General features: G+C 60.2%; 29 protein-coding genes. 15 read left to right on the top strand and 14 right to left on the bottom strand.

Features of this window, described 5'->3' with window-relative positions; genetic code table 11:
- The first annotated feature begins 6 nt into the window (after window positions 1–6).
- From ftsY to C9E91_RS18005, 3 genes are read left to right on the top strand one after another with little or no spacing between them, the layout of a single operon-like run.
- On the top strand, window positions 7–1,512 hold the full coding sequence (gene ftsY, locus C9E91_RS18015; RefSeq protein ID WP_107109641.1) for a signal recognition particle-docking protein FtsY: 1,506 nt from the start codon (window positions 7–9) through the stop codon (window positions 1,510–1,512).
- A 56-nt stretch (window positions 1,513–1,568) separates the two neighbouring features.
- A complete protein-coding gene (locus tag C9E91_RS18010; protein WP_245407533.1) occupies window positions 1,569–2,246 on the top strand; it encodes a septation protein A in 678 nt (225 codons plus the stop codon).
- Window positions 2,243–2,833, top strand: coding sequence for a DUF2585 domain-containing protein (locus C9E91_RS18005; protein WP_107109639.1), 591 nt, complete (start codon window positions 2,243–2,245; stop codon window positions 2,831–2,833). Before C9E91_RS18010 ends, C9E91_RS18005 begins: the two co-directional genes overlap by 4 nt.
- Window positions 2,834–3,065: 232 nt before the next feature.
- Here C9E91_RS18005 and C9E91_RS18000 read toward each other — a convergent pair whose 3' ends face one another.
- The 5 genes from C9E91_RS18000 to ccmA all read right to left on the bottom strand — a co-directional run bounded on the left by C9E91_RS18000 (window position 3,066) and on the right by ccmA (window position 6,037).
- Complete coding sequence (locus tag C9E91_RS18000) at window positions 3,066–3,677, bottom strand: DsbE family thiol:disulfide interchange protein (RefSeq protein WP_107109638.1); 612 nt, start codon at window positions 3,675–3,677, stop codon at window positions 3,066–3,068.
- Window positions 3,674–3,847 (bottom strand): heme exporter protein CcmD, encoded by a 174-nt coding sequence (ccmD, locus tag C9E91_RS17995; RefSeq protein ID WP_107109637.1) that lies wholly within the window; start codon window positions 3,845–3,847, stop codon window positions 3,674–3,676. Before ccmD ends, C9E91_RS18000 begins: the two co-directional genes overlap by 4 nt.
- A gap of 1 nt (window position 3,848) precedes the next feature.
- Window positions 3,849–4,610, bottom strand: coding sequence for a heme ABC transporter permease (locus C9E91_RS17990; RefSeq protein ID WP_107109636.1), 762 nt, complete (start codon window positions 4,608–4,610; stop codon window positions 3,849–3,851).
- A 58-nt stretch (window positions 4,611–4,668) separates the two neighbouring features.
- Window positions 4,669–5,328 (bottom strand): heme exporter protein CcmB, encoded by a 660-nt coding sequence (gene ccmB / locus C9E91_RS17985; protein WP_107109635.1) that lies wholly within the window; start codon window positions 5,326–5,328, stop codon window positions 4,669–4,671.
- A gap of 61 nt (window positions 5,329–5,389) precedes the next feature.
- Window positions 5,390–6,037: a heme ABC exporter ATP-binding protein CcmA gene (gene ccmA / locus C9E91_RS17980; RefSeq protein WP_107109634.1), complete on the bottom strand. Its 648-nt coding sequence runs from the start codon at window positions 6,035–6,037 to the stop codon at window positions 5,390–5,392.
- A gap of 263 nt (window positions 6,038–6,300) precedes the next feature.
- On the opposite strand from ccmA, the gene acnA reads away from it, so the two are divergent.
- The 3 genes from acnA (at window position 6,301) to C9E91_RS17965 (ending at window position 10,734) form a co-directional block, all read left to right on the top strand.
- Window positions 6,301–8,991 (top strand): aconitate hydratase AcnA, encoded by a 2,691-nt coding sequence (acnA, locus tag C9E91_RS17975; RefSeq protein ID WP_107109633.1) that lies wholly within the window; start codon window positions 6,301–6,303, stop codon window positions 8,989–8,991.
- Between the two features lie 263 nt (window positions 8,992–9,254).
- Complete coding sequence (locus C9E91_RS17970) at window positions 9,255–9,998, top strand: DUF1223 domain-containing protein (protein WP_107109632.1); 744 nt, start codon at window positions 9,255–9,257, stop codon at window positions 9,996–9,998.
- A gap of 334 nt (window positions 9,999–10,332) precedes the next feature.
- Window positions 10,333–10,734, top strand: a complete 402-nt coding sequence (locus tag C9E91_RS17965; RefSeq protein ID WP_107109631.1) for a DUF2794 domain-containing protein — start codon at window positions 10,333–10,335, stop codon at window positions 10,732–10,734.
- Between the two features lie 40 nt (window positions 10,735–10,774).
- Here C9E91_RS17965 and C9E91_RS17960 read toward each other — a convergent pair whose 3' ends face one another.
- From C9E91_RS17960 to C9E91_RS17945, 4 genes are all read right to left on the bottom strand, one after another.
- Complete coding sequence (locus tag C9E91_RS17960; RefSeq protein WP_107109630.1) at window positions 10,775–11,332, bottom strand: GNAT family N-acetyltransferase; 558 nt, start codon at window positions 11,330–11,332, stop codon at window positions 10,775–10,777.
- Between the two features lie 121 nt (window positions 11,333–11,453).
- Window positions 11,454–12,197: a Bax inhibitor-1/YccA family protein gene (locus tag C9E91_RS17955; protein WP_107109629.1), complete on the bottom strand. Its 744-nt coding sequence runs from the start codon at window positions 12,195–12,197 to the stop codon at window positions 11,454–11,456.
- A 245-nt stretch (window positions 12,198–12,442) separates the two neighbouring features.
- Window positions 12,443–14,989 (bottom strand): ABC transporter permease, encoded by a 2,547-nt coding sequence (locus tag C9E91_RS17950; protein ID WP_107109628.1) that lies wholly within the window; start codon window positions 14,987–14,989, stop codon window positions 12,443–12,445.
- Entirely contained in the window at window positions 14,986–15,696 is a 711-nt protein-coding gene (locus C9E91_RS17945; RefSeq protein ID WP_107109627.1) for an ABC transporter ATP-binding protein, read from the bottom strand. Before C9E91_RS17945 ends, C9E91_RS17950 begins: the two co-directional genes overlap by 4 nt.
- A gap of 74 nt (window positions 15,697–15,770) precedes the next feature.
- Between C9E91_RS17945 and C9E91_RS17940 the strand changes: the two genes are divergently transcribed.
- A complete protein-coding gene (locus C9E91_RS17940) occupies window positions 15,771–16,421 on the top strand; it encodes an arylesterase (protein ID WP_107109626.1) in 651 nt (216 codons plus the stop codon).
- 68 nt (window positions 16,422–16,489) lie between these two features.
- On the top strand, window positions 16,490–17,086 hold the full coding sequence (gene thpR, locus C9E91_RS17935; RefSeq protein WP_107109625.1) for an RNA 2',3'-cyclic phosphodiesterase: 597 nt from the start codon (window positions 16,490–16,492) through the stop codon (window positions 17,084–17,086).
- Here the strand turns inward: thpR and C9E91_RS17930 are convergent.
- Window positions 17,017–17,499, bottom strand: coding sequence for a low molecular weight protein-tyrosine-phosphatase (locus tag C9E91_RS17930; protein ID WP_107109624.1), 483 nt, complete (start codon window positions 17,497–17,499; stop codon window positions 17,017–17,019). The genes thpR and C9E91_RS17930 overlap by 70 nt on opposite strands.
- Before the next feature lie 36 nt (window positions 17,500–17,535).
- Between C9E91_RS17930 and C9E91_RS17925 the strand changes: the two genes are divergently transcribed.
- The 5 genes from C9E91_RS17925 to C9E91_RS17905 all read left to right on the top strand — a co-directional run bounded on the left by C9E91_RS17925 (window position 17,536) and on the right by C9E91_RS17905 (window position 21,103).
- Window positions 17,536–17,841: a 4a-hydroxytetrahydrobiopterin dehydratase gene (locus C9E91_RS17925; RefSeq protein ID WP_107109623.1), complete on the top strand. Its 306-nt coding sequence runs from the start codon at window positions 17,536–17,538 to the stop codon at window positions 17,839–17,841.
- Between the two features lie 65 nt (window positions 17,842–17,906).
- Window positions 17,907–18,296 (top strand): YkvA family protein, encoded by a 390-nt coding sequence (locus C9E91_RS17920; RefSeq protein ID WP_028751329.1) that lies wholly within the window; start codon window positions 17,907–17,909, stop codon window positions 18,294–18,296.
- Between the two features lie 330 nt (window positions 18,297–18,626).
- The gene (locus C9E91_RS17915; protein WP_107109622.1) at window positions 18,627–19,190 is read left to right on the top strand and encodes an invasion associated locus B family protein; all 564 of its coding nucleotides are present in this window, start codon (window positions 18,627–18,629) and stop codon (window positions 19,188–19,190) included.
- Window positions 19,191–19,454: 264 nt separating this feature from the next.
- Window positions 19,455–20,690: a dual-specificity RNA methyltransferase RlmN gene (rlmN, locus tag C9E91_RS17910; RefSeq protein WP_107109621.1), complete on the top strand. Its 1,236-nt coding sequence runs from the start codon at window positions 19,455–19,457 to the stop codon at window positions 20,688–20,690.
- Between the two features lie 5 nt (window positions 20,691–20,695).
- Window positions 20,696–21,103 (top strand): hypothetical protein, encoded by a 408-nt coding sequence (locus C9E91_RS17905; RefSeq protein WP_107109620.1) that lies wholly within the window; start codon window positions 20,696–20,698, stop codon window positions 21,101–21,103.
- On the opposite strand, the gene C9E91_RS17900 is transcribed toward C9E91_RS17905, so the two are convergent.
- The 3 genes from C9E91_RS17900 to C9E91_RS17890 form a co-directional block, all read right to left on the bottom strand.
- Window positions 21,100–21,492, bottom strand: a complete 393-nt coding sequence (locus tag C9E91_RS17900) for a hypothetical protein (RefSeq protein WP_107109619.1) — start codon at window positions 21,490–21,492, stop codon at window positions 21,100–21,102. The genes C9E91_RS17905 and C9E91_RS17900 overlap by 4 nt on opposite strands.
- Before the next feature lie 84 nt (window positions 21,493–21,576).
- On the bottom strand, window positions 21,577–22,218 hold the full coding sequence (locus C9E91_RS17895) for a LysE family translocator (protein ID WP_107109934.1): 642 nt from the start codon (window positions 22,216–22,218) through the stop codon (window positions 21,577–21,579).
- A gap of 63 nt (window positions 22,219–22,281) precedes the next feature.
- Entirely contained in the window at window positions 22,282–23,136 is an 855-nt protein-coding gene (locus tag C9E91_RS17890) for an SDR family NAD(P)-dependent oxidoreductase (protein ID WP_107109618.1), read from the bottom strand.
- A gap of 236 nt (window positions 23,137–23,372) precedes the next feature.
- Between C9E91_RS17890 and C9E91_RS17885 the strand changes: the two genes are divergently transcribed.
- Entirely contained in the window at window positions 23,373–24,596 is a 1,224-nt protein-coding gene (locus tag C9E91_RS17885; protein WP_107109617.1) for an argininosuccinate synthase, read from the top strand.
- Window positions 24,597–24,684: 88 nt separating this feature from the next.
- On the opposite strand, the gene C9E91_RS17880 is transcribed toward C9E91_RS17885, so the two are convergent.
- Window positions 24,685–25,167 carry a MarR family winged helix-turn-helix transcriptional regulator gene (locus tag C9E91_RS17880; RefSeq protein ID WP_107109616.1) on the bottom strand — a complete coding sequence of 161 codons (483 nt, stop codon included), beginning with the start codon at window positions 25,165–25,167 and terminating at the stop codon, window positions 24,685–24,687.
- Between the two features lie 161 nt (window positions 25,168–25,328).
- On the opposite strand from C9E91_RS17880, the gene C9E91_RS17875 reads away from it, so the two are divergent.
- Window positions 25,329–25,970 carry a LysE family translocator gene (locus tag C9E91_RS17875; protein ID WP_107109615.1) on the top strand — a complete coding sequence of 214 codons (642 nt, stop codon included), beginning with the start codon at window positions 25,329–25,331 and terminating at the stop codon, window positions 25,968–25,970.
- Window positions 25,971–25,980: the final 10 nt, after the last annotated feature.

Below are 25,980 nucleotides of genomic sequence, written 5' to 3'. Positions count from 1 at the left end.
ATTTTCATGGCGCTCAATTTCATCAAAAAAGTCTTCACCTTCGGCCGCGAAAAGCCGACGGAAGAACAGGCGCCCGTCGAGGATTCGACGAAGGTTGAAACGCCCGTTCCGGAGCAAGAGGCGCCTGCTGCGGAGCCTTCCGTTCATTCCGAGTTTGTCGAGCCTGCGTCACCCCCCTCTGTCCCTTCGGGACATCTCCCCCTCAAGGGGGGAGATCGTTTGGAGAGTGATGCGCCTTCCGAACAAGACGAGCGGGCCGATACGCAAGCAGAAGACGACTTGCGCATTTCGTTGAATGCTCAGGTGATCGAGGCTGAGAAAGCTGCTACGGCAGAGTATCCTGTGGCGACTGAAGTTGGTGATGAGTCTGACGAGACCGCCTCCGAAACGATCTCCCCCCTTAAGGGAGAGATGTCCAATAGGACGGAGGGGGGTGACGCAGGCTCGACAAACTCGGAGTTCTCGTCGGAAAGCACAGAATCTCCAACAGACTCGCAACCTCCATCGGAAAACACCGAATCCCCCATCCTCCCTAAAGGCTTCTCCACCGCCGCGCCCGCTCCAGCTCCCATTCCGGAAGCCCCCAAGCAGAAGCTTTCGTGGTTCCAGCGCCTCCGCGCCGGTCTTGCGCGCACTTCGTCACAGCTCTCTGGCCAGATCACGGCGCTTTTCACCAAGCGCAAGCTGGACGATCAGACGCTGCAGGATTTGGAGGATCTGTTGATCCAGGCCGATCTTGGCGTCGAGACCGCCATGCGGGTCACCGATACGCTGGCTTCGGAACGCTACGGCAAGGATGTGACCGGCGAGGATGTCAGCCGGATCATGGCGCAGGAAATCGCCAAGGTGCTGAAGCCGGTCGCCAAGCCATTGCAGCTCGATCTCGGTCATAAGCCGCATGTCATCCTGATCGTCGGCGTTAACGGCACCGGCAAGACGACGACGATCGGCAAGCTGGCGGCGAAGCTTTCTGGTGCGGGCTTGAAGGTCATGGTGGCCGCCGGCGATACGTTCCGCGCCGCGGCCATCGAGCAGTTGAAGATCTGGGCCGACCGCACCAAGTCGGAATTCATCGGCACCAAGCTCGGCGCCGATGCCGCCGGTCTTGCCTTCGATGCCTTCCAGCAGGCCAAGGCCAACAAGAGCGACGTGCTGATCATCGACACCGCCGGCCGCCTGCAGAACAAGGCGGAGCTGATGGCGGAGCTGGAAAAGATCGTCCGCGTGCTCGGCAAGCTCGATCCCGACGCGCCGCATACCGTTCTGCAAACGCTGGATGCGACCACCGGCCAGAATGCGTTGAATCAGGTGGAAATCTTCCGCAATGTCGCAGGGGTCAACGGCCTGATCATGACCAAGCTCGACGGTACGGCGCGCGGCGGTATCCTCGTAGCCATCTCGGCCAAGCACAAGCTGCCGGTCTATTTCATCGGCGTCGGCGAGGGTGTAGACGATCTCGAGCCGTTCGAGGCTGAGGATTTTGCCCATGCCATCGCCGGGATCGGTCAATGAACGACAAGACCAAATTCGATGACAGTGCCAAATCCGATGACAGTGAGAGTGCCGCAATGACGACCAGCGACAGTGATCTGACCCCAAGTGCTGCCGACAAGCATCATCCGCTGCTGAAGCTGGTGCTGGAACTCGGGCCGCTGCTCGTCTTCTTCTTCGGCAATCTGCGTGGCGACTGGCTGGTGCAGCATTTCCCGGCGCTCTCGGCGCTGGGCGGTCCGCTCTTCGTCGCAACCGCCCTGTTCATGGCGGCGACTGTGACCTCGCTCGTCGTCTCGAAGATCATGCTCGGCCATCTGCCGCTGATGCCATTCGTCTCCGGCATCGTCGTCGTCACCTTCGGCGCGCTCGGCATCTATCTGCAGAACGAGACCTTCATCAAGATGAAGCCGACCATCATCAACGCCCTGTTCGGCGTGGTGCTGCTCGGCGGGCTCGCCTTCGGCAGATCGCTGCTCGGCTATGTCTTCAATGCTGCCTTCCAGTTGGATAGCGAAGGCTGGCGCAAGCTCACACTGCGCTGGGGCATCTTCTTCCTGTTTCTCGCCGTGCTTAACGAAGTCGTCTGGCGTGGATCGAACTGGTACTATCTGCCCGATGTGAAAGCCGCGGATAATCTCTGGGTGCTCTTCAAGGTCTGGGGCACGATGCCGATCACCATCATCTTCACCTTGTCGCAGATGCCGCTGATCATGAAGCACACGGTCAATCCGCCGGCGGAAACCGAAGAATGACGACGCTTACGGACGCCGAAAATCGCTATCGGCAGCAAAGCTTCTGGTTCATTGCCTGCGCGATGGTCCTGCTAGTCCAGATCGTTGCGGAATATATGATGGGCCGGGTGCCGATCTGCACCTGCGGCTATGTCAAGCTCTTCGAACCCGTCGTGAAATCCAGCGGCAATTCGCAGCATATCGCCGACTGGTATACGCCGTCGCACATCATTCACGGCTTCCTGTTCTTCGGGCTGACGCATCTAATCATGCGCCGCAAGCCGCTGTCGATGCGCCTGTTCGTCGCCATGTTGATCGAATCCGGCTGGGAGCTGCTCGAGAACTCGCCGATCATCATCAACCGCTACCGCACGGCGACGATCTCGCTCGACTATTTCGGCGACAGCATCCTGAACTCGGCGATGGACGCGGTGTTCATGGTCGTCGGCTTCCTGTTCGCATGGCGCGCGCCGGTGGCGCTGACCATCGTGATCGCCATCTTCTTCGAGCTGCTCACCGGCTGGCTGATCCGCGACAATCTCACGCTGAACATCATCATGCTGGTCTGGCCGATCGATGCGATCAAGACCTGGCAGGGTGGGCTTTAAGAGAACTTTGAACCCGTGGCCACCTCGTGGTTCGAGGCCCTATTGCCTGCGCCAAGGCTTCGGCAACAGAGCACCTCACCATGAGGTGGAGTGCCTCTTGCGCAGGGCGGCGAAGATCAGCCCTCCTGGTGAGGTGCGGAAGTGCCCTGAGCCTGCCGAAGGGGGGCTGGAGCCTCGAACCACGAGGGCGGGTGGTTATCGCTGTCGTCGTTTCTCGACGCGGGCGCGGCGTTTAAGACGCAGATTTCCCCTGAGCTTTCTCTATCGCCGGATACAGCCCCTCTTTGAGGCTGTTCGCGGTAAACGGCCCGACCTGCTTGTAGAGGATCGTGCCGTCGGGGCCGACGAGGTAGGATTCGGGAATACCGTAGACGCCCCAGTCGATCGCGGCCGAACCGTTCGGATCGATGCCGATGGCGCTATAGGGATTGCCGAGTTCGCCGAGGAAACGCAGGGCGTTTTCGCTCGTATCCTTGTAGTTGATGGCGACGATGTTCAGCCGGCCGTCTTTGGCGAGTTGCTTCAAGACAGGGTGTTCTTCACGGCAGGGAAGGCACCAGGAGGCGAAGACGTTGACGAGCGTCAGCTTGCCTTTGATGGCATCGTCGGTCAGCGCCGGCAGATTGGAGCCCTCGAGCGGTGTCAACGCCAGGGTCGGAGCTTTCGTGCCGATCAGGGCCGAGGGGATGGCGGAAATATCGGTGCCGTGGACTTCCTGGTCGTACATCACCTTGCCGACGGCAAGGGCAATGCAGGCAAAGACGATCAGTGGAATGAGCGCCAGCAGGTAGCGACCGGTATTGCCGGACTTCGGCTTGTTGCCTTCTTCAGTTCCCAGGCTCATTTCGTCTTGCTTTCCGGGGTGCGCTGTGACCGGCGGCGGATGCCGGAGGCTTCGAGCGCCGCGATTTCCTTGCGCCGCAAATGTCCGTCGATCCATGTCCAGGCGATGACGGCGATGATCATGGCGGCGGTAAAACCATAGGAGCCGTAGACGTAGAAAGGATGCGTCATGCTATTCCTCCCGGGCGGCCATGCGGGCGGCGAGACGACGCTGCGCGGCGATGCGGCGACGCCAAATCTCGTTGCGGATCGCCATCAAATGCAGCGTGAAGAACAGCAGCGTGAAGGCAAGCGCCATGACGAAGAGCGGCCACAGGAATTGTGCATCGATGGTCGGGCCATCCAGGCGCATGATGCTTTCGGACTGATGCAGCGTGTTCCACCAGTCGACCGAGAACTTGATGATCGGAATGTTGATGAAGCCGACGAGGACCAGCACGGCGCTGACGCGCGCTGCCTTCGACGGATCGTCCATGGCGCGATTGAGCGCAATCAGCCCGAGATACATCAGGAAGAGGATGAAGACCGAAGTGAGCCGGGCATCCCAGACCCAATAGGTGCCCCACATCGGTTTGCCCCAGAGCGAGCCGGTGACGAGGGCGACGAGGGTAAAGGCGGCGCCGAGTGGTGCTGCGGCCTTGGCGGAGACATCGGCCAGCGGATGGCGCCAGACCAGCGTACCGATCGCCGACATGCTCATGATCGTATAGCACATCATCGACAGCCATGCGGCCGGCACGTGGATATACATGATGCGGACGGTATCGCCCTGCTGGTAGTCGCCTTCGGTCGAAAAGGCGAGATAGAGGCCGATCGCGAAGAGCACGGCTGATATGGCCGCCAACCAGGGAATAAGACGCGCCGAAAGCGCCAGGAACCGTGTCGGGTTGGCGAGGTCGGAAAATCGGCTGATCGCGGGGCTGATATCGCTCATGTCGCCTGTTTAAACCGATATCGCTTTTACGGCAATCGATCGCATTGTCTCAGGCCTATCAATCCGTCGTGTTGCGCAAGGCGAGAGCTGCTGCGGCCGGGCCGAGCACGGCAAAGAACAGGGTAAGTGCAATCAGGATCAGGAAGGGCGGCAGGAAGGGCTGCGGACCTTCGACCACGGCATAGGTGGCGCTGACGCCGAAGATCAGCACGGGAATGGTCAGCGGTAGCACCAGGATCGATACCAGCAGTCCGCCACGCGGCAAGGCAACGGCAACGGCGGCGCCGACCGCGCCGATGAAGGTGATAGCCGGCGAGCCGACAAGCAAAGTCAGCGCCGTCGCGCCGATCGCCATCTCGTTCATGTTCATGAAGAGGCCGAGCAACGGCGAGGCGATGACCAGCGGCAGGCCGGTCGCCGTCCAATGTGCGGCGCATTTGGTGAGCACGGTCAGCACCAGCGGCGTTTCCTGCATGACCAGCAGATCGAGCGATCCGTCATCGCGTTCGGCCTGAAACAGGCGGTCGAGACCGAGCAGGGCGGACAGAAGCGCGCCGATCCAGACGATGGCCGGACCGATGCGCGACAAAAGCTTCAAGTCGGGGCCGACGCCGAAGGGAATGACGGCGACGACGGTCAGAAAGAAGAGGATGCCGATGAGCGCGCCACCGCCGGCGCGGACTGAAAGTTTTAAGTCTCGGAGGAAGAGGGCGGTCATGGGGATATCCTGCCGTGGTGAGGGGGGTATCGCAGGTTCGGCAGACTCTGCATTGTCGAACTCATCCCCACACCCCTTCGCTCACTCCGGCAAACCCCGTCATCCGCATTTCCTGCACATTCTCCAAGCCCAGAGGTTGATGCGTTGCGGCAAGGATAATGCCGCCATTCTTCTGATGGGCTGTGATGAGCTGCGCAAGCAGCCGGTCTGCTGCCGCGTCCAATGCTGCCGTCGGTTCATCGAGGATCCAGATCGGGCGATAGGCGACCAGCAGTTTTGCGAAGGCTATTCGGCGTTGCTGGCCGGCGGAGAGATAGCCGAAGGGCAGGTGGGTGATGCCGGCAAGGCCGACGGCATCGGCCGCTTCATCGACATCCACACCGAAGCCGCCTGGCATGTCGTCCAGGAAGGTTTTCCAGAAGGACAGATTTTCGGCCACGGTGAGCTCGGATTTCATCGCATTGCGATGGCCGAGATAGTGGCTGGCCTCGTATGCCGGGCGGTCTGATTCGCCCTTGGAATCGGTGAAAACGACGCGGCCTTTTTCCTGCTTTAAGAGGCCCGCGACAACACGCAGAAGCGTCGATTTTCCTGAGCCGTTGCGGCCTGTCAGGATCAGGGCCTCGCCATTGCTCAAGCTAAAGGAAACATTTACGAAAATCAGGTCTTCACCCCGCCTTGCCGCCAGGTTTTCAGCGCTTAGATGCATCTGCTCAGGCTTTCCCCGTTTTCGTTATCGCAGCGCGCAAAAAATTGTCCGAATTTGCGCTTTGCCACTCTGGCAAGTCTTTACGAAATTATCTATAAGACCCGCAACCACGCCAGCGGTCGGCGTGAATTTCATCCTTGCGCCGAACATAAGGTTTTCTGCCTTACGTGCGGACAGCGGAAATGGCCGTACCCGCATCCTGATGTGCATAAAGTGCATAGGCGTTCGCACGACTGTGTTGGCTATCAGAAACGGGGTATCTCGTGTCTAAATCTCTTGACAGTTTCAATTGTCGTTCCACGCTGTCCGTGAACGGGAAAGACTACGTCTATTTCAGCCTGCCCAAGGCTGAGGCCAATGGTCTGCCTGGCGTTTCCAAGCTGCCCTATTCGATGAAGGTGCTGCTGGAAAACCTGCTGCGCTTCGAAGACGGGCAGTCGGTCACCAAGGAACATATCCTTGCCGTCGCCGAATGGCTGACCAACAAGGGTACCGTCGAGAACGAAATCGCCTATCGCCCGGCGCGCGTGCTGATGCAGGACTTCACCGGCGTTCCGGCCGTTGTCGACCTTGCTGCCATGCGCGACGCGATGGTGTCGCTCGGCGGCGATCCGGAAAAGATCAACCCGCTGGTTCCCGTCGATCTCGTCATCGACCACTCTGTCATCGTCGATGAATTCGGCACGCCGCAGGCTTTTGCCAAGAACGTCGAGCTGGAATATCAGCGTAACGGCGAGCGCTACCGCTTCCTGAAGTGGGGTCAGCAGGCATTCCAGAACTTCCGCGTCGTTCCTCCCGGCACCGGCATCTGTCACCAAGTGAACCTCGAATATCTTGGCCAGACTGTCTGGACGAAGGAAGAGGACGGCGAAACAATCGCTTATCCCGACACCTGCGTCGGCACCGACTCGCACACGACCATGATCAACGGTCTCGGCGTTCTCGGCTGGGGCGTTGGCGGTATCGAAGCTGAAGCTGCGATGCTCGGCCAGCCCGTCTCCATGCTGCTGCCGGAAGTCATCGGCTTCAAGCTCACCGGCAAGCTCAAGGAAGGCGTCACCGCGACCGACCTCGTGCTGACCGTCGTGCAGATGCTGCGCAAGAAGGGCGTCGTTTCCAAGTTCGTCGAATTCTTCGGCCCCGGCCTCGACAACATGCCGCTCGCCGACCGCGCGACCATCGGCAACATGGGTCCGGAATACGGCGCGACCTGCGGCTTCTTCCCGGTCGATAAGGAAACGTTGAACTATCTCAACATGTCCGGTCGTGCGAAGGATCGTATCGCGCTCGTCGAAGCCTATTCGAAGGCTCAGGGCATGTGGCGCGACAATGATGGTTCCGACCTCGTCTTCACCGACACGCTGGAACTCGACCTCAACGATGTCGTGCCGTCGATGGCCGGTCCGAAGCGCCCGGAAGGCCGTATCGCGCTGGAAAACATCGCGTCCGGTTTCGCCACATCGATGGACACCGAATACAAGAAGCCCGGCCAGCTCTCCAACCGCTATGCGGTCGAAGGCACGGATTTCGATATCGGCCATGGTGACGTCGCAATCGCCGCCATCACCTCCTGCACCAACACCTCCAACCCGTCGGTGCTGATCGCTGCCGGCCTTCTCGCCCGCAACGCCGTTGCCAAGGGCCTGAAGAGCAAGCCGTGGGTCAAGACCTCGCTAGCACCGGGATCGCAGGTTGTCGGCGAATACCTCGCCAAGTCCGGCCTGCAGGCCGATCTCGACAAGCTCGGCTTCAACCTGGTCGGCTTCGGCTGCACCACCTGCATCGGCAACTCCGGCCCGCTGCCGGCGCCGATCTCGAAGACGATCAACGACAAGGGCCTGATCGTTTCCGGCGTTCTCTCCGGCAACCGTAACTTCGAAGGCCGCATTTCGCCTGATGTCCAGGCGAACTACCTGGCGTCCCCGCCGCTCGTCGTCGCCTATGCGCTCGCCGGCACGGTGCAGCTCGACCTGACGAAGGAGCCGATCGGCGAAGACCAGAACGGCAAGCCGGTCTACCTCAAGGACATCTGGCCGACCTCGCAGGAAGTGCAGGAATTCATCCTGAAGTACGTCACCCGCGAACTCTACGAAACCAAGTACGCCGACGTCTTCAAAGGCGATGCCAACTGGCAGGCCGTGCAGGTTCCTCCGGGCCAGACCTATGCCTGGGACGACAACTCGACCTATGTGCAGAACCCGCCTTATTTCGTGGGCATGGGCAAGACCGGCGCCGGCGTTTCCGACATCAAGGGCGCCCGCGTTCTCGGCCTCTTCGGCGACAAGATCACCACCGACCACATTTCTCCGGCCGGTTCGATCAAGGCTGCCTCGCCGGCCGGTTCCTACCTCATCGGTCATGGCGTCGGCGTTGCCGACTTCAACCAGTACGGCACGCGCCGCGGCAACCATGAAGTCATGATGCGCGGTACCTTTGCCAACATCCGCATCCGCAACCATATGCTCGGCCCGAACGGCAAGGAAGGTGGCTACACCATCCACTATCCGTCCAAGGAAGAGACGTCGATCTACGATGCGGCCATGCAGTACAAGGCCGAGGGCGTTCCGCTCGTCATCTTCGCAGGTGTCGAGTACGGCAACGGCTCGTCGCGTGACTGGGCAGCCAAGGGCACGAACCTGCTCGGCGTGCGCGCCGTCGTCGCCCAGTCGTTCGAGCGTATCCATCGCTCGAACCTGGTCGGCATGGGCGTCATCCCCTTCGTCTTCGAGGACGGCACCACCTGGGCAAGCCTCGGCCTGAAGGGTGACGAACTCGTGACGATCGAGGGCCTGGAACACATCAAGCCACGCGAGCGCAAGATCGCCAAGATCACCTATGGCGACGGCTCCGTGAAGGACGTTCCGATCATCTGCCGCATCGATACGCTGGATGAAGTGACCTACGTCAACAATGGCGGCATCCTGCAGACCGTTCTGCGCGATCTCGCGGCCTGATTGGCATTAAAACTGCCTATACACGCCGCCGGAGCATAGCTCTCCGGCGGCGTCTTGTTTTTCACGCCGATGTGTACGACGCTAACGTCTCCGGGCCTTCGTCTCACCCCTTCGTGACTTTGCGTCATCGTGCTTAGCTATTATCTCTTGTTTCAGATTTATCAGGCTTGATGAGGCCTTACGGACATCCTGAAAAGCGCGACGCGGTTTCGGGGTTCGTGCCAGCACAAGGCCTTCAAGGTCTGAGAAAGAGGTATAACGGCATGCGCTTACGGTTTTTGGTTCCACTTCTAGCAGGCATCGCGCTCGCAAGTTCGCTGCATGCGGAGGAGCTTGCCAAAATCAAGGGCGTTGTCGAACTCTTCACGTCCCAGGGCTGCGCCTCCTGTCCGCCGGCCGATGCTGCGTTTCAGAAGCTGATCCGCCAGGGCGATGTCGTCGCACTCGCCTATCACGTCGATTATTGGAATTATCTCGGCTGGAACGACACGATGGCGTCCAAGGACAATACGGCTCGGCAATATGCCTATGCCCGCACCCTCGGCCGCAGCGGGGTCTATACGCCGCAGGCGATCATCAATGGCCGCGACCATCTGAACGGTGCCGATCTAAACGCCATCAATTTCAAGCTCGATGACTTCCAGCGCCAGGGCAAGGGCCTAACGGTCCCGGTCAGTGCCGCCATGAAGGGCGACGAACTGGAGATCAAGATTGGCGCTGGCCAGGGCAAGGCTAATGTCGTCGTTGCCTATTTCGACAGGGAGCAGCAGGTTGCTCCGAAGGCCGGCGAAAACAATGGCCAGGAAATCACCTATCTGCACGCGGTTTCGGACGTCGAAACCGTTGGCATGTGGGACGGCAAGGCCATGAATGTCGTGCTGCCCGCCAATGTATTGGACAAAGCCGGTCGGCGCGGCCTGGCGGTTCTATTGCAGTCCTCGACGCCATCGGGCGACCCGGCGGCGATCATCGGCGCGACGGTCTTGACGATCGGGACCGACGGCTGATCTGCATTTTCCGACGTCAGTCGAAAAGGTCCCAATTTCGGCTTTTGCCGAAAGTTCTCTATTTTGGCTGGCACCAAAAAGAGGGAGTGCCCGGCGAGGGCGCATTCGGGGCTGGGGTTCGGTCGATACGCCCCGGCCGGGCTCGGTTTAGCGCGGCGGCGCCAAACCGGGCCCTATAGTTCCGGTAAATGGGGCGTCGTTTTGACTGAAATGCGGCGCCGCCAAGATGCGTCCTTTCAAGCGCAAGAAATTGTGAGTAGCTCTTGGTCTTGCAATTTAATGTGGCTGAGGCAAACTGTCATCTTCTTGTCATGACGCAACCCCTGGGGGATTGATGACTGATCAGCCGGAATTGCGACACGGCGAAAGCCGTTCCGTCGACACCACTTCTTCCGTCGTCGTTGATCTCAGAGAATACAAACAGAGCAAGGACCCGCTGCCGGTGACCTTCCATCGCAGGGAGCTGGACGCCATCCTATGGATCTACGGCCGCATGGTCGGCGAAGGCGAATGGCGTGACTACGCCATCGACCATCTCAGGGAAAAGGCGGTTTTCTCGGTCTTCAAGCGCGCAGGCGAGCTGCCTCTCTTCCGCATCGAGAAAAACCCCAAGCTGGCCGCTAAGCAGGGCGCGTTTGCCGTAATCAATACCAACGGCATGATCCTGAAGCGTGGCCACGACCTGAACCAGGTGCTGAAGGTTTTCGATAAGCAGCTCAAGCTGGTGGAGAAGTAGCGTTGTTCCTTCTCCCCTCGGGGAGAAGGTAAAGGCGATACTACCCCCCAAACAAAGTCCCCGGATAGACCGATGGATCGGGGTCGGTTTCTACACCCTCGCCCAGCGCCTTTTGCATCAGCATCGTGTCCAGCCAGCGGCCGTGCTTGTAGCCGGTGCCTTTCAACAGGCCCGTCTCCGTAAAACCGGCGGCGCGGTGGAGGGCGACGGAGGCTGGGTGGGCGCCGCCGATGACGGCGATCATTTGGCGGAAGCCGAGGGTCTGGCAGTTTTCCACCAGAGCTGCCAGCAGCGCTTTGCCGATGCCGCGGCCGCGCGCTTCAGGCGCGAGATAGATCGAATCCTCCACCATCCAGCGATAGGCCGGCCGCGTGCGGAACGCGGAAGCGTAGGCATAGCCCAAGAAGGCGCCGTCTTCGCCTTCTGCGGCGATATAGGGGTAGCCTTTGTCGCGGATACCCTGGAAGCGGCCAGCCATTTCCTCTTCGCCCGGCGGGGTGATCTCATAGCTTGCCGTGCCGTTCAAAACGGAGTCGCGGTAGATGGCGGTGATAAAGGGAAGGTCGGCGGAGGTGGCGTTGCGAAGGCGGAAGGACATCTGCGTTTATTGCCTGATCTGCGATTCCAAAACGCAGATATAAAGCCGCGTGTGAAGCTGCAAGGCAAACAAAAAAGGCGGCCGGAGCCGCCTTTTCGAACGATCATTCATGTCGCAGCAATTATTTGCGGTTGCCCATGAATTGCAGCAGGAACATGAACAGGTTGATGAAGTCCAGGTAAAGCGTCAGCGCGCCCATGATCGCCTTGCGGCCAGCAACGGCAACGTCGTCGGCTTCATAGTACATTTCCTTGATCCGCTGCGTATCCCAGGCGGTCAGGCCTGCGAAGATCAGCACGCCGATCGCCGAGATGGCGAACTGCAGGGCGGACGAATGCAGGAAAATGTTGACGAGCATGGCGATGATCAGGCCGAAAAGACCCATCATCATGAACGAGCCCATCGCGGACAGGTTACGCTTCGTCGTGTAGCCGAACAGCGACAGCGCGCCGAAGGAGGCGGCGGTCACGAAGAAGGTCTGCACGACGCTCTGGCCGGTGTAGATGATGAAGATCGACGACAGCGACAGGCCCACCAACGCGGCATAGACCCAGAAGGTCGTCGTCGCGGCGGCAACGCTCATACTATTGATCCTGAAGCTCAGGAAGAACACCATCGCCAAGGGAGCGAGGATGACGACCCAACGCAGCGGGCTCAGATAGATCGCCTGACCGAAAGTTGTGAGCTGCCCGTCAGCGAAGGCGAGGGTGAATGCGAAATAGGCGGCCAAACCCGTGATCGCCAGACCCAGCGCCATCAGGTTATAGACCTTGAGCATGTAGGCTCGAAGGCCCTCATCTATCATCGCACCGGTCTGCGCACCGCTCTGGGGCGCCCGGTTTTGGTAATTGCGGAAGTCAGCCATGTTTTCCTCTTTCAAGCTCCGATGTGAGTAGCGTGTCGGGCACTTTGTCCCAGGCGCCGCTGCGGAGCTCCAGCATGCCTGCACAGAATATGAGGCTTTCACGCCCTATGCACAAGGGCTAAGCGGGGGCGGCAGGGTTAAATCGGCGTAATATCGAGCAATTTCGGGATGCTCGGTTAACGTCCAAGCATCTTGGCAGCGGACATGCCTTTCCGAAAATCCACGGCGATTTTCGTGTTCTGTGCTCAGAGTTCACGCAGGACCGGCGCTGCCTTCTGGCCGAGAATGCGCCAGGTGCCGATCAGCCCGATTCCGACCGTCAGCAGCAGTGCGATGATGAGGGTCGAAAAGGCGACGTCGGGAAGGAAGGTCGACGGCAGGTGCATGATGCGGCTGACGATGTACCAGGCCGCCACGGAACCGGCGAGCAGGGCGAAGACGGCGGTCGCTGCACCCAGCATCAGATATTCGTAGCTGAAGGCGCGGATCAGCATGGCTCGCGTCGCGCCGAGGGTCTTCAGCACGACCGCATCATGCGTGCGTGCGCGATTTCCGGCTGCGAGCGCGCCCGCAAGAACAAGCACGGATGCGATCAGCGCCACGGACGCCGCAGCGCGGATGGCGGCGGCAAGCTGGCCGACCAGCGTGTTGACGATATCGAGAGCATCCTTGACGCGGACGCTGGTGATCGTCGGATAGGTGTTGGTGACGTTCTTCAGGATGGCGGCTTCCTGCGCCGACGTCGCGCTGGGGTCGGTGAGGGTCGCGAGCCAGGCATGCGGCGCGCCCTTGAACGCGTTGGGCGAAAAGATCATGACGAAATTGATGGACAGCGATTGCCACTGGATCTTGCGGAAGCTGGCGATCTTGGCCGTCAAGTTGCGGCCGAGCACGTTGACGGTCACGGTATCGCCGAGCTTCAGACCGAGCGCCTTGCCTTCTTCGTCGGAGAAGGAGACCAGCGGTTCGCCGCTGTAATCCTTGCCCCACCATTGCCCTTCGGTAAGCGCAGCATTCTCCGGGATGGTGTCGGCATAGGTGATGCCGCGGTCGCCGCGCAATACCCACTGGCCAGCTGGCGGCACTTTCCTCTTGCTCACGTCCTCGCCATTGAAGGCGACGATGCGGCCGCGCAGCATCGGCACTTCGACGAGCTTGCCCTGCGGCGCCTGCGCCTGCACGACCTTGCGGAAGCCATCGAGCTCCGAGCCCTGGATATCGACGAAGAAGAAGTTCGGCGCCTGTTCGCTCATGCGCCCAGTGAGTTCGCGGCGCATATTGCCGTCGATGAGCGTCAAGGTCACCAGCAGCGCGAGGCCGAGACCGAGCGAGAGGACGACGGAGGCGGTGAGCGCGCCCGGCCGATGGATGTTGCCGATCGCCAATCGCAGCGCGGGCGAATGGACGCGTGGGCTGCGGCGGGCAAGCCACGACAACAGGGCGGCGACGGCACGCAGCACGACGAAGGCGACGGCGATCGAGACGACGAAGACGACCGCGATGAAGCGATCATAGGCGGTGAAGATCGCAAGCGCCGAAAGTGCCGCCATCAGCAGACAGGCGGCGAGCAGGTAGGGCCAGCTTGGCAGCCGGCGGGCCTCGAAGCCTTGCTCGCGGAACAGCGCTGTCGCCGGCACTTCGCGGGCATGGCCGAGCGGTAGGATGGCAAAGGCGAGCGTCGTCAGCAGGCCGAAGAGTGCTGCCAGCGTGAGCGGACCGGGATATAGCCGCGGCGCGGTCGAAATCGGCAGAAATTCGGCCATGAATTGCGAGGCGAGCAACGGCGCGATGGCGCCGAGGAGGAGACCGACGGCGATGCCGGCCAGCGCAATCAGGGCGATCTGGATCAGGTAGATCATCACCACGACCAAGGCCGGCGCGCCGAGGCACTTGAAGGTGGCGATGGTGGTGCGTTTGGAATCGAGGAAGGCGCGCACCGCATTGGCGACCCCGACACCGCCGACGATGAGGGCGGTCAGCCCGACCAGGGTCAGGAATTGCGAGAAGCGGGTGATGTTGTCGGCAAGCGCGGGCGCTGCCCGGTCGCTCGTTCGGACCGACCAGCCGGCCTGCGGGAAAGCCGTATTGGCGCGGGCGGCGATGTTGTTCAGGCCGTTGGCGGGATCGTCCATACGGATCTTGTAAACCTGCTCGACCAGACTTCCGGTCGTGATCAAGCCCGAGGCGACCAACGCGTTACGGCTGGTGAGCAAGCGCGGCGCAAAGCCGAAACCTTCCGATACCGAATCCGGCTCGGTCTTCACCGTGCCGGTGATTCGGAGCCTGGTATTGCCGAGCAGCAGCTCGCTGCCGATCTTGAGGTTCAGTCGTTCCAGCAGCAGAGGCGCGGCGACGGCGCCATAGGTTCCTTCCTTGGCCGCGAGCAGCGTCGATAGCGGCTGATCTGGATCGGCCTCGAAGGTGCCGTAGAGCGGGTAGGCGCCGTCAACTGCCTTGACTTCGACCAGCGCCTGATCGGAGCCGTCGGGCAGGCGGGCCATGGAGCGCAGGCCGGTGGATTGGGAGAGCTGGCCGAGGCTGTTGAGATAGGCCAATTCGTCCGGCGTCGCCTCGCGATTGTTGAGCTCGAAGCGGACGTCGCCGGCGAGCAGCGATTGGCCCTGCGTCGAGATCGCGTCGGTGATCGAGCGCGAGACGGAGTTGACGGCGGCGATTGCGCCGGTGCCGAGGGCGATGCAGGCGAGGAAAATATAGAAACCGCCGAGACCGCCGCGCAATTCGCGCAGCGCCAGGCGAAAGGCAAGCGTCAGACGCGCTCCCGCCGCAGTCATGCCATTGCCGCCTTATTGGTCCGTGCGTGGGCGCTGTCGCCCTCGATTTCGCCGGAGCGAACGTGGATCTGGCGGGAGCAGCGGGCGGCAAGCGCCGGATCGTGGGTGACGAGCAGCAGCGTCGTGCCGCGTTCGGCCTGCTGGGCGAAAAGCAGGTCGGCGATCTGCCGGCCGGTGTCGGTGTCGAGATTGCCGGTCGGCTCGTCGGCGATCAACAGGGCAGGCGACGGGGCGAGCGCGCGGGCGATCGCCACGCGTTGCTGCTCGCCACCCGAAAGCTGACCGGGATAATGGCTCAGCCGCTCGCCCAGGCCGACGGCCTGCAATTCGCGCCGGGCGATGTCGAAGGCGTCGCGGACATTGGCCAGCTCGAGCGGTACGGCGACATTTTCCAGCGCGGTCATATTGGCGATGAGATGGAAGGACTGGAACACGATGCCGATATTGCGGCCGCGGAAATCGGCAACGCGATCTTCGCTCAGGCTATGCAGGGGCGTGTCGCGGATCAACAATTCGCCGCTATCGAGCTTTTCAAGGCCGGCGAGCACCATCAGCAAAGTCGACTTGCCGGAGCCGGAGGGGCCGACGATGCCGACGGATTCGCCTTCGGCAACGGTGAGGTCGATGCCTTTCAACACATGGACGGAGGCGGCAGCGTTGCCGAGCGTCAAATCCGCCTTCTTCAGCTCGATGATGGTTTTTGCCAATGCGAACGCCCTATATACGTCAGAGACCGTGGCGGGCGCGATTTGGCCCTTACGGCGAATTTAGGGAATGGATCATGAGTTTTAAAGTTGCGGTGTTTCACTTCGCTGTCATTGCTTTCGGTCTTTTCTTTGGCGTTGCGGGTGCCGCCGATGCGCGGACGATCCAATTGGTCGGCCTCGGCGACAGCCTGATGGCCGGCTACCAGCTTCCGCCAGGCGATGGATTTCCTGCCAAGCTCCAGGCGGCGCTGAAGGCCAAGGGTCTGGATGTGGCGATTGCCGATGCCGGTGTGTCCGGCGATACCAGCTCCGGCGGCCTGTCGCGCGTCGACTGGTCGGTGCCGGACGGGACCGACGGCGTGATCCTCGAACTCGGCGCTAACGACGCATTGCGCGGCATTCCGCCCGAACAAACGGAAAAGAACCTCGACGCCATCATCAGCCGGCTGAAGGAGCGCAACATTCCCGTCCTGCTCGCCGGCATGCTGGCGCCGCCGAACATGGGTCCGGACTATGCAGCCAAGTTCAACCCGATCTACAAGCGGCTCGCCGAAAAATATCAACTGCCGCTCTATCCATTTTTTCTCGATGGCGTCGCGACGCATGCGGACTTACAATTGAGCGACGGTATGCATCCGAACCCGCAGGGTGTCGATGTGATGGTGCAACGTTTTCAGCCCGTAGCGACGAGTTTCATTGGGACGATTGTCGCACACGCGAAATAGGAGCTTGCACCGACTGCAAATGCATGATTCCCTGCTGTTATCTGCAAGAGATTCGGGGAGTGCTCGTTATGCCGAGACTTTTTACCGCCCTCGAAATTCCGCGCAACGCGGCCATGAGCCTTTCGTTGTTGCGCGGCGGTCTTCCCGGAGCCCGGTGGATCGACGTTGAAAATTATCACATCACTTTGCGTTTCATTGGCGATGTCGACGGTCGTACCGCCGATGAAATCGTCGAGCGACTGGACCGCATCGATCGGCCGGAATTCCAGCTTCGGTTGGAAGGCATCGGCTCCTTCGGCTCGAAGAAACCGCATTCGGTCTGGGCCGGCGTCACGCAGACGCCCGATATGTACGCGCTGCAGGGCGAAATCGAGCGCATCTGCCAGCGTATCGGCCTGCCGCCGGACCCGCGCAAGTTCACACCGCATGTCACGCTCGCACGGCTGAAGTCGTCGCGGGTCGATGATGTGGTGCACTATCTCTCCGGCCGCGGTAACTTCCACACGGCGCCGTTCACGGTTGGACGCTTCGTGCTGCTGTCTTCCCGCGAATCGGTCGGCGGCGGTCCCTACCTCACCGAAGAGATTTTCCCGCTTCACGAGGCTCGCAGCGCTTTCCCCGCCATGGGCAACAACGCTCTGCAGCCAGCCAAGAGCATGGTATAGACCGCTTCGAAGTCCTCGTGGCCTCCATAATAGGGGTCTGGGATGTCTTTGGGGCTACCAAGCGTGAAGGCGTTGAAGAGGTGCAGCTTGCCGAGTGCATCGGCAGGCGCAATTTTGCTCAAATTCTTCAAATTGTCTTGATCCATTGCCAGGATCAGGTCGAACCGATGAAAATCGGTTGTCTCGATGCGGCGTGCGCGTTGAGCGGAGATATCGACGCCGTGGCCTGACGCGACTTCCACGGAGCGGCGGTCAGGCTTCTCGCCCTGATGCCAGCCGCCGGTGCCGGCCGAATCGATCTCGAACTCGGAAGCTCGCCCGGCTTCGGTCGCAAGATGCCGGAAGATACCTTCGGCAAGCGGGGAACGGCAGATATTGCCGGCGCAAACAAACAGAATTCTGTGACGGTCCATAGTATCGTTCAATCGATAAAGAGGAGTAATCTTGCCATGAAATACGAAAAGCTGGAACCGGCGGCAATCGATGAAAACCTGGCTGGCCTTAGCGGCTGGACATTGGCTGCCGATCGCCTTTCGATGTCGAAGAGCTTCAAATTCCGCAATTTCGTCGAAGCTTTCGGCTTCATGGCCGAGGCAGCCTTGGCGGCGGAGAAGTTCAATCACCATCCCGAATGGTTCAACGTCTATTCCCGCGTCGACGTGAAACTGACGACGCATGACGCCGGAGGCTTGACGGACCATGACATCAAACTCGCCAAAGCGATGGAAAAGGCTGCGGCTCGGCGAGCTGATTGAATCGCGGGTGCCGATCACCATATGTCTAAGCGGCCCAGCAAGGGCTTCCTAAAGGGATGAGCGGAATGGATGACATCAAGTACGGGGAAATCCTGATGCCTGGTGACGAAGAGACCCAAGAACGGCAGGAGAAGTCGGTGCGCAGCAAGTTCTGGCCGACCTTACGCAAGGCAGCACGGTATATCCCGTTTTCTCGCGATGTCGTCGCAGCTTTCTATTGCGCGCTCGATCCGCAGACGCCGACCCGCGTCCGCGGCATTCTGCTGGCCGCGCTCGGCTATTTCGTCATGCCGGTTGACATCATCCCGGATTTCTTCGCCGTCATCGGTTTTTCGGACGATGTTGCCGTGCTGACGCTCGCCTTCGGCATGATCAAAGGCCACATCCGGCAGGAGCATTATGACGCCGCCGACCGGGCCTTGGCCAACGAACCCGAGGCCGTAAAAACGGCTTGATCCCCCTCCGATCGACGCCGGCAGGATTCCTGCCGGGTTTCCAGACCTTTATGCGGTCTTCCTGATTTTAGAGAGGTCAAACTCTTGCCCGAATCTTTCTGTCTTAAATCGATCCCATAGGGTGGTGTTCCGCCATCCGGGTTTTCCAATTCCTCCTGATGTGTTTCAGGCCCGGCCCACTTGGGCTGAAACGGCACAGATCAGGGGCAATTACCGCCCCGTTGACGGTTTGGTAACCTAAATAAAGTCAAAATAGGGCAGCTCACGAGCATAGGCGTGCGTTACTTAAATCGCCTTGAGCTCTGGACCGCAAGAAATCGGCAGGAAACCATGTTTGTAAAAAGCTTCGCAATCGCCCTCTCGCTCGTTCTGGCCGGCACCGGCATCGCGTCCGCGCAGACCAAGACCAAGAAGCAGGCAGCGCCCGCCCCACAGGCGCAGGCGGCAGCACCGGCGGCTCCGACGCGCATCCAGCAATTCGATGCCTGGGGCGCCTATTCCTACCAGTCCGGCGCGGGCAAGGTCTGCTACGTCCTTTCGGTGCCGACGGCAAAGTTGCCGGCTTCGGGCATCGACCATGGCGACAACTTCTTCATCGTTTCCCAGCGTCCGGGTCAGAACATCTCTTACGAACCGCAGGCGATGATGGGCTATCCGCTCAAGGAAAATTCCAAGGTCGACGTCGTCATCGACAACAAGACTTTCGTGATGTTCACCAAGGACAAGGCTGCCTGGGTCGAAAATGCCGCGCAGGAGCCGGCGCTCGTCGCAGCGCTCAAGTCCGGCCATTCGCTGAAGGTCACCGCGACCTCGAAGAAGGGCACCGGCACCTCCTACACCTACTCGCTGAAGGGCGTTTCCGCCGCTCTAAAGCAGATCGAAAGCTGCAAATAAGATCGATGATGCCGTGATCACGTCAAAGTGATCAAAGGTTCTCTCGAAACCGACGCAACGAGGCCGGCCTTGATGGCTGGCCTTTTGCCTTTCTTGAAGAGGGATGACGCGGGCTGAAATTAATGCTAAAGGCCGCGCCGACGAGCGGTGTATTTGCAATTTTTTGCCCCGCTACCAGATGAACCTTCTGATCTCAGTGCCTTGCCCGCGCCCGCAGCTTTCCGGCTTTGGGGCATCGCCGATATGAACCATTGGAATGATGCTATGTCCGCGATCGATGTCATGACCCCATCCAAGCTGAAGCCGATGCCTGTGTCGCAGCCGGTCGAGCTTTCGCCGAAACCGTCGCTGATCGGCCTGACACGTGAAGAGATGGGGGCGGCACTGAAGGAAAAGGGCGTCGCCGACAAGCAGATCAAGATGCGCGTCAGCCAGCTTTGGAACTGGATCTATGTGCGCGGCGTCTCCGATTTCGATGCCATGGCGAATGTCTCCAAGGACATGCGGGAAATGCTGAAGACGCATTTCACCATCGCCCGGCCGGAGATCGTCGAGGAGCAGGTTTCCAACGATGGCACCCGCAAATGGCTGTTGCGCTTCCCGCCGCGGGGCGCCGGCCGGCCGGTCGAAGTAGAAACCGTCTATATTCCGGAAGAGGGCCGCGGCACCCTCTGTATTTCCAGCCAGGTCGGCTGTTCGCTCACCTGTTCCTTCTGTCACACCGGCACGCAGCGCCTCGTCCGCAACCTGACGGCCGAGGAGATCCTGTCGCAGCTCCTCTTGGCGCGTGATCGGCTGGGCGATTTCCCCGACCGCGAAGCGCCGCAGGGGACGATCATGCCCGCCGAAGGCCGCAAGGTCAGCAACATCGTGATGATGGGCATGGGCGAGCCGCTCTACAATTTCGACAGCGTCAAGACGGCGTTGCTGATCGCTTCCGATGGTGACGGCCTGTCGCTCTCCAAGCGCCGCATCACGCTCTCCACCTCCGGCGTCGTGCCGGAAATCTATCGGACAGGTGATGAGATCGGCGTCATGCTGGCGATTTCGCTGCATGCGGTGCGCGACGATCTGCGCGACATGCTGGTGCCGATCAACAAGAAATATCCGCTGAAGGAATTGATGGACGCCTGCCGCGCCTATCCGGGCCTTTCGAACGCCCGGCGCATCACCTTCGAATATGTGATGCTGAAGGGCGTCAACGACAGCCTCGAGGATGCGAAAGGCCTGATTCAGCTCCTGAAGGGCATTCCGGCCAAGATCAATCTCATCCCCTTCAATCCTTGGCCGGGCACGAATTACCAGTGTTCTGACTGGGAGCAGATCGAGAAGTTTGCCGATTTCATCAATTCGGCGGGCTATGCCTCGCCGATCCGCACGCCGCGCGGCCGGGACATTCTTGCCGCCTGCGGCCAGTTGAAGTCGGAATCCGAGCGCATGCGCAAGACTGAACGGCTCGCTTTCGAAGCCATGATGATCGCCAACCACGGCGAGGATTGAGATCGATGCTGCTTGGTCTACGCGGGCCGATGCGGCTCCTGTGGGGCTATCTCGGCGCCTGTGTTCTGATGGGTTTCGTGCTGGCTTGCGTTGCAGCCTGGACCATGCCGGGAACGGCGGCCCCCGAACTCTTCGCGCTCACCGTGGCGCTGACCAAGCTCGCGATGATCGTCAGCATCCTGCCATCGCTCGTCGTCATTGCGATTTTCGAATGGCGCGGCATGCGCCGCTGGTATGGTTACGCCCTCTACGGCGCCTTGCTGTCAGCGGCGGCATCGGTGCTGATCTCGGGGAGTGTGGAAGGACCACAGACCCTCAATCTGATCACCATCGTCGTTTGTTTTGCCTTCCTTGGTGCCGTCTGCGGCACCGTCTATTGGTGGATCGCCGGCCGGTTCGCCGGGCTGCCTTAACCCAGGACATCCTTGGTAATCAAAGGATTGTAGCAGGTGCCTGATTTCGGAACGATGTCGAGATGGTCGCCTACTAAAACGTGCACTGGAGGACGTCCGATTTCGATTGTCTCGTCACAGTTGTATGATTTGCCGAGATGCGTTCTTACGAAGATGATCTCCGCCAACGTCACGGTATAGGGGGCACCCTTGCTTGGATGCACCTCTTCGTTCCACATCCGGGTAATGGTGGCCTCAGCGTGTGGAAAGTGATGTACCCGCCAGACGTTGGCTTCATGCACTGCCCACATAACGAAAAAAAAGCCAGCCAATTCAAGGGCGACAAGCATTACCTTTATTTCGGTGTCGGTGACGCGCAGCCAAAAAGAAGACTTTGGATCGTTATGCATTGTTTCAAGGTTTGCTACCGCTTCCCAACTTAAACATGCATAATATGTGCGGATAGTTCGCCCGCTTTTCAAGCCGTGCCGCACTTAACGGGAATGCGTGAGGAAGATCTTCACCGCGAAGACTGAAAAGACGCTCGCAAAGGCATAGTCGAGGCCGCGCATGATGCCGCGGTTCTTCTGCAGCCAGGTCGACAGGCCGTCGGCCGCAAGCACGACGAGCGCGTTGACCGGCATGCCGATCATGATGAAGAAGAAACCCAGGAACAGGAGCTTTTGCGTGACGGCCGGATCGCCCGCCGTGACGAACTGCGGCAGGAAGGTCATGAAGAAGATGATGACCTTCGGGTTCAGCAGATTGACCCAAAAGCCGGTCGAAACGTTGGCGAGCGGCGTGCCTTTTGCGATATCGACCTTCTTCACCGTCAAGCTGGAGCCGAAGCGGATCGCCTGGATCGCCAACCACAGCAGATAGGCAGCGCCACCGGTTTTCAGGATGGTGAAGGCCAGCGGCGATGCGGTAATCAGCGCCGAAACGCCAAAAGCCACCAGGAACGTATGCACGACGATACCGAGGCTGGTGCCGAGGACCACGAAAAGTGCTGCCTTCTTGCCCTGCGCCAATGCACGGCTGATCGACAGGGTCATGTCGGGGCCGGGGGTCGCCGCCAGCAGCAGGCTCGCGGCCGAAAAAGCAAGAAGGGTCGGCAAGCTGGGTATGAAGTCCATGGCATGCTCCGAAAGCCGGACAAAAGGATCAGCGGTTTTATCCGGCTTTCTGATCTTTGCCAATCAATCCTTCTTTTCGAGGAATGCCTTGAACTTTTCGGCATAGTCGGGATGCCAGCGTGACAGCGGCGGGCGGTTTTCGATGATATCGCCTGCGGCCCAGAGCATGCGGCGCTCGTCCGTTGGCCGCGCAACATCATTGTCCGGGCAGAGGATATAGAAGTCGCCGCGCTCAAGGCTCTCGACCATGAAATCGACCGTCTGTTCCGGCGTCCAGGCTCCGGCCGGCTTTTCCTGGCGGTCGCCCTTGGTGAGGCCGGTGAAGACGAAGCCGGGGATCAGGAGATGCGCGGAGATCCTGGCGCCGGCGGTGTTGCGCAGTTCGTGCTGGAGCGCCTCGGTGAAGACCTTCACGCCCGCCTTGGAGACGTTGTAGGCCGGGTTGCCGGGCGGTGTGGTGATGCCCTGCTTCGAACCGGTGTTGATAATCAGGCCGGGTTTTCCATGAGCCAGCATGCCGGGTCCGAAAACGCGCGTACCGTTGATGACCCCCAAAAGATTGACACCAAGGATGTTGTCCCACCCGGGCTGCGGGCTAAAGATCGAGGTTTCCGGCCCGATACCGGCATTGTTCATCAGCACATGCACGCGGCCGAAATGCTGCAGGACGGCACGTTCGAGAGCTTCCAACTGCTCCTTATGGGCAACGTCGGTCTCGACGGCCATGACCTGGTCCTCGCCGGCGATCGCTACGAGTTCGGCGCGTGCAGCGGCCAGCCGGTCGCGGCCGAGATCGGCGATGGCGACGCTCATGCCGAGCTTTGCGAAATATTTCGCCGCCGCAAGGCCGATCCCCGAGGCGCCGCCGGTGATGACGGCCACATTGGCTTTCTTGAAAATCTCTCGAATATCCGTCACGGGCGTTGCCCTCCCTAGGCCTTGTTTGGATACTGGCAGATATGATCCCTCGATTTGATGTGTCAAATCGAAATCATGTGTCCATGAACCAGAGGTCTTGCCGCTTCTCCATGTCATGAACGCGACACGAACTGGCAGTGCTTCCCCTTGCGCCTCGTGATAATCTCGCTAAAAGTGCCGCCACACAGGGTTTGCGGGCGTCTCCGCGGGCTCGCATTGAAACGGACCTCATCACCATGGCATCACATAAAGACGTGAAGAAAGTCGTTCTCGCCTATTCCGGCGGTCTCGACACCTCGATTATCCTGAAGTGGCTGCAGACGGAGCTCGGCGCAGAAGTCGTCACCTTCACCGCCGATCTCGGCCAGGGCGAAGAGCTTGAGCCGGCGCGCAAGAAGGCCGAGATGCTCGGCATCAAGGAAATCTATATCGAGGACGTGCGCGAAGAATTCGTGCGCGATTTCGTCTTCCCGATGTTCCGCGCCAATGCCGTCTATGAAGGCGTCTACCTGCTCGGCACGTCGATTGCCCGGCCGCTGATCTCCAAGCATCTGATCGATATTGCCAGGAAGACCGGCGCCGATGCGATCGCGCATGGCGCGACCGGCAAGGGCAACGACCAGGTTCGTTTCGAGCTTTCGGCCTATGCGCTGAACCCGGACATCAAGATCATCGCTCCCTGGCGCGACTGGTCGTTCAAGAGCCGCACCGATCTGCTCGAATTCGCTGAAACGCATCAGATCCCGGTCGCCAAGGACAAGAAGGGCGAAGCGCCGTTCTCCGTCGATGCCAACCTGCTGCACTCCTCGTCCGAGGGCAAGGTTCTGGAAGATCCGTCGCAGGAAGCACCGGAATATGTGCACATGCGCACGATTTCGCCGGAAGCTGCTCCCGACAAGGCGACCGTCATCAAGGTCGGCTTCGAAAAGGGTGATGCCGTTTCGATCAACGGCCAGCGCATGAGCCCGGCGACGCTGCTCGCAACGCTCAACAATTACGGCCGTGACAATGGTATCGGTCGTCTCGACCTCGTCGAGAACCGCTATGTCGGCATGAAGTCGCGCGGCGTCTACGAGACCCCCGGCGGCACGATCCTGCTCGCCGCCCACCGCGCCATCGAATCCATCACGCTCGATCGTGGTGCAGCTCACCTCAAGGACGAGCTGATGCCGCGCTATGCCGAGCTGATCTATTACGGCTTCTGGTTCTCGCCGGAGCGCGAAATGCTGCAGGCGCTGATCGACAAGAGCCAGGAGCATGTCGAGGGCGAAGTGACGCTGAAGCTCTACAAGGGCAATGTCATGGTCATCGGCCGCGAAAGCCCGAAGTCGCTCTATTCCGACAAGCTGGTGACCTTCGAAGACGACCAGGGCGCCTACGACCAGAAGGATGCGGCCGGCTTCATCAAGCTCAACGCGCTGCGCCTGCGCACGCTCGGCAAGCGCAATCTGTCGAAGTAATCGGCATCAAGATGATGAAAAGCCCGCTTCCGGTTGCCGGAGGCGGGTTTTTTCTTTCTGGATGGTTAGATAGAAAAAAGGGCCGGATTTACTCCGCGGCCCTTAATTCCCGTTCGATCTCCGCCGGCAGCTCCGCATTCTGCAGATTGCTGCGGAAGGCGCGGAGCGCATGATGGAGTTCATCCTGCAGGCCGTGATCGAAGCCCTGCATTGCATCCTTTTCCACCGCGTAGATCTCGCAACCGATCTGCTTCAGCTTGGCACCGGCCGCCTCCGACAGCACGATGCGCTTGGCGCGACGGTCAAGCGGATCGGGCTGACGCTCGATCAGGCCGCGCGCCTGCAATTTGTCGAGGAAGGCGCTGACTGTCATCGGCTCCAACCCCATGCGAGTGGCAATATCCAATTGACGGCTGCCATTGACGGCGGCGACCTGGATGAGCGTGCGCGCTTCACCCGCCGTCAAACCCAGCCCCGCGACCATAATGCGCCGCTCGAAGGCCGCTCGCATCAATCGGGCGCAATCCGCCACGAGAAAGGCAAGCGAATCCGTATCTATCCTGCTGCTCATAAGCGCTTCCCTACTTACGCTTTGTTTTTTAGGCCCCAACCAATCTTTATTGATTTCGCCCCCCGAATTCAACGGATTCTTCCTTTTTCAATAGACTTGTCCCGCTTGACCCGATTCGAAGCGTTGCTAATCTGCCCTGATTATCAGCGGGAACTTCCAATATGACGCAATCCCTTATCGTCGGCGCCTTCTTGGCGGCGCTGTTTTATGTGCTCATTCCCGGACCTGCTTTCCTGGCGCTGCTCGGCATCGGCGCGGGGCAGGGGCGCAAGGCTGGCGCCTTCTTCGTGAGCGGTCATTTGGTCGGGGATATCATTTGGTCGTCACTCGCTTTGATTGCAATCATCGGCGCAAAAACTATCGGTACCGTCGTATTCGACGTGCTCGGCTTGCTCTGCGGCTTCTATCTTGCCTGGATCGGCTGGAATGCGTTCACCGCCAAGCCGAAGAAGGATGGCAAGGCGTTGCTGAATGTCGAACGTCCCTTCCGGCGTGGCCTGATCTTTGGCGTCACCAATCCGAAAGGATATCCGGTGGCACTGGCAACGTTCACCGCGCTGGTGGCAGGTTCGGCGGGTGCGTTGACCTTCAGCGCGCTGCCGCTGCTGCTCGCCGTTTCTTTCGTCGGCTTCATCACCGCCGATATCATCCTCATCGGCGTTATCGGCGCTGGCGCCGTTAGGCGTTTCTACCGCGCTCACGAGCGGCTGATCGTACGCTGCTCCGGCGTGCTGTTCATGGGCTTTGCTGCGCAGGCTTTGTGGCATGCGACGCCCGGCTTGCTCGGTTGGCGCAAGGCCTGACCTTTCCTCA

It is taken from the genome of Rhizobium sp. SEMIA4064 (assembly GCF_003025035.1).
In the GTDB taxonomy this organism is placed as follows: domain Bacteria; phylum Pseudomonadota; class Alphaproteobacteria; order Rhizobiales; family Rhizobiaceae; genus Rhizobium; species Rhizobium paranaense.
Note: the sequence above shows the minus strand (reverse complement) of the source record. Positions and strands in the feature narration are given on the sequence as shown.

Bases quoted from the DNA above. Each gene is read 5' to 3' on its own strand.
- C9E91_RS17970 (WP_107109632.1), top strand. From the start codon at position 9,255: ATGCGCTTACGGTTTTTGGTTCCACTTCTAGCAGGCATCGCGCTCGCA.
- C9E91_RS17925 (WP_107109623.1), top strand. From the start codon at position 17,536: ATGAAATACGAAAAGCTGGAACCGGCGGCAATCGATGAAAACCTGGCT.
- C9E91_RS17940 (WP_107109626.1), top strand. From the start codon at position 15,771: ATGAGTTTTAAAGTTGCGGTGTTTCACTTCGCTGTCATTGCTTTCGGT.
- C9E91_RS17875 (WP_107109615.1), top strand. From the start codon at position 25,329: ATGACGCAATCCCTTATCGTCGGCGCCTTCTTGGCGGCGCTGTTTTAT.
- C9E91_RS17915 (WP_107109622.1), top strand. From the start codon at position 18,627: ATGTTTGTAAAAAGCTTCGCAATCGCCCTCTCGCTCGTTCTGGCCGGC.
- ccmA (WP_107109634.1), bottom strand. From the start codon at position 6,037: ATGCATCTAAGCGCTGAAAACCTGGCGGCAAGGCGGGGTGAAGACCTG.
- C9E91_RS17930 (WP_107109624.1), bottom strand. From the start codon at position 17,499: ATGGACCGTCACAGAATTCTGTTTGTTTGCGCCGGCAATATCTGCCGT.
- C9E91_RS18005 (WP_107109639.1), top strand. From the start codon at position 2,243: ATGACGACGCTTACGGACGCCGAAAATCGCTATCGGCAGCAAAGCTTC.
- rlmN (WP_107109621.1), top strand. From the start codon at position 19,455: ATGTCCGCGATCGATGTCATGACCCCATCCAAGCTGAAGCCGATGCCT.
- C9E91_RS17920 (WP_028751329.1), top strand. From the start codon at position 17,907: ATGGATGACATCAAGTACGGGGAAATCCTGATGCCTGGTGACGAAGAG.
- C9E91_RS17880 (WP_107109616.1), bottom strand. From the start codon at position 25,167: ATGAGCAGCAGGATAGATACGGATTCGCTTGCCTTTCTCGTGGCGGAT.
- C9E91_RS17990 (WP_107109636.1), bottom strand. From the start codon at position 4,610: ATGAGCGATATCAGCCCCGCGATCAGCCGATTTTCCGACCTCGCCAAC.
- thpR (WP_107109625.1), top strand. From the start codon at position 16,490: ATGCCGAGACTTTTTACCGCCCTCGAAATTCCGCGCAACGCGGCCATG.
- C9E91_RS17955 (WP_107109629.1), bottom strand. From the start codon at position 12,197: ATGGCTGACTTCCGCAATTACCAAAACCGGGCGCCCCAGAGCGGTGCG.
- ftsY (WP_107109641.1), top strand. From the start codon at position 7: ATGGCGCTCAATTTCATCAAAAAAGTCTTCACCTTCGGCCGCGAAAAG.
- C9E91_RS18000 (WP_107109638.1), bottom strand. From the start codon at position 3,677: ATGAGCCTGGGAACTGAAGAAGGCAACAAGCCGAAGTCCGGCAATACC.
- C9E91_RS18010 (WP_245407533.1), top strand. From the start codon at position 1,569: ATGACGACCAGCGACAGTGATCTGACCCCAAGTGCTGCCGACAAGCAT.
- C9E91_RS17895 (WP_107109934.1), bottom strand. From the start codon at position 22,218: ATGGACTTCATACCCAGCTTGCCGACCCTTCTTGCTTTTTCGGCCGCG.
- C9E91_RS17960 (WP_107109630.1), bottom strand. From the start codon at position 11,332: ATGTCCTTCCGCCTTCGCAACGCCACCTCCGCCGACCTTCCCTTTATC.
- ccmD (WP_107109637.1), bottom strand. From the start codon at position 3,847: ATGACGCATCCTTTCTACGTCTACGGCTCCTATGGTTTTACCGCCGCC.
- C9E91_RS17950 (WP_107109628.1), bottom strand. From the start codon at position 14,989: ATGACTGCGGCGGGAGCGCGTCTGACGCTTGCCTTTCGCCTGGCGCTG.
- ccmB (WP_107109635.1), bottom strand. From the start codon at position 5,328: ATGACCGCCCTCTTCCTCCGAGACTTAAAACTTTCAGTCCGCGCCGGC.
- C9E91_RS17965 (WP_107109631.1), top strand. From the start codon at position 10,333: ATGACTGATCAGCCGGAATTGCGACACGGCGAAAGCCGTTCCGTCGAC.
- C9E91_RS17900 (WP_107109619.1), bottom strand. From the start codon at position 21,492: ATGCATAACGATCCAAAGTCTTCTTTTTGGCTGCGCGTCACCGACACC.
- C9E91_RS17905 (WP_107109620.1), top strand. From the start codon at position 20,696: ATGCTGCTTGGTCTACGCGGGCCGATGCGGCTCCTGTGGGGCTATCTC.
- C9E91_RS17885 (WP_107109617.1), top strand. From the start codon at position 23,373: ATGGCATCACATAAAGACGTGAAGAAAGTCGTTCTCGCCTATTCCGGC.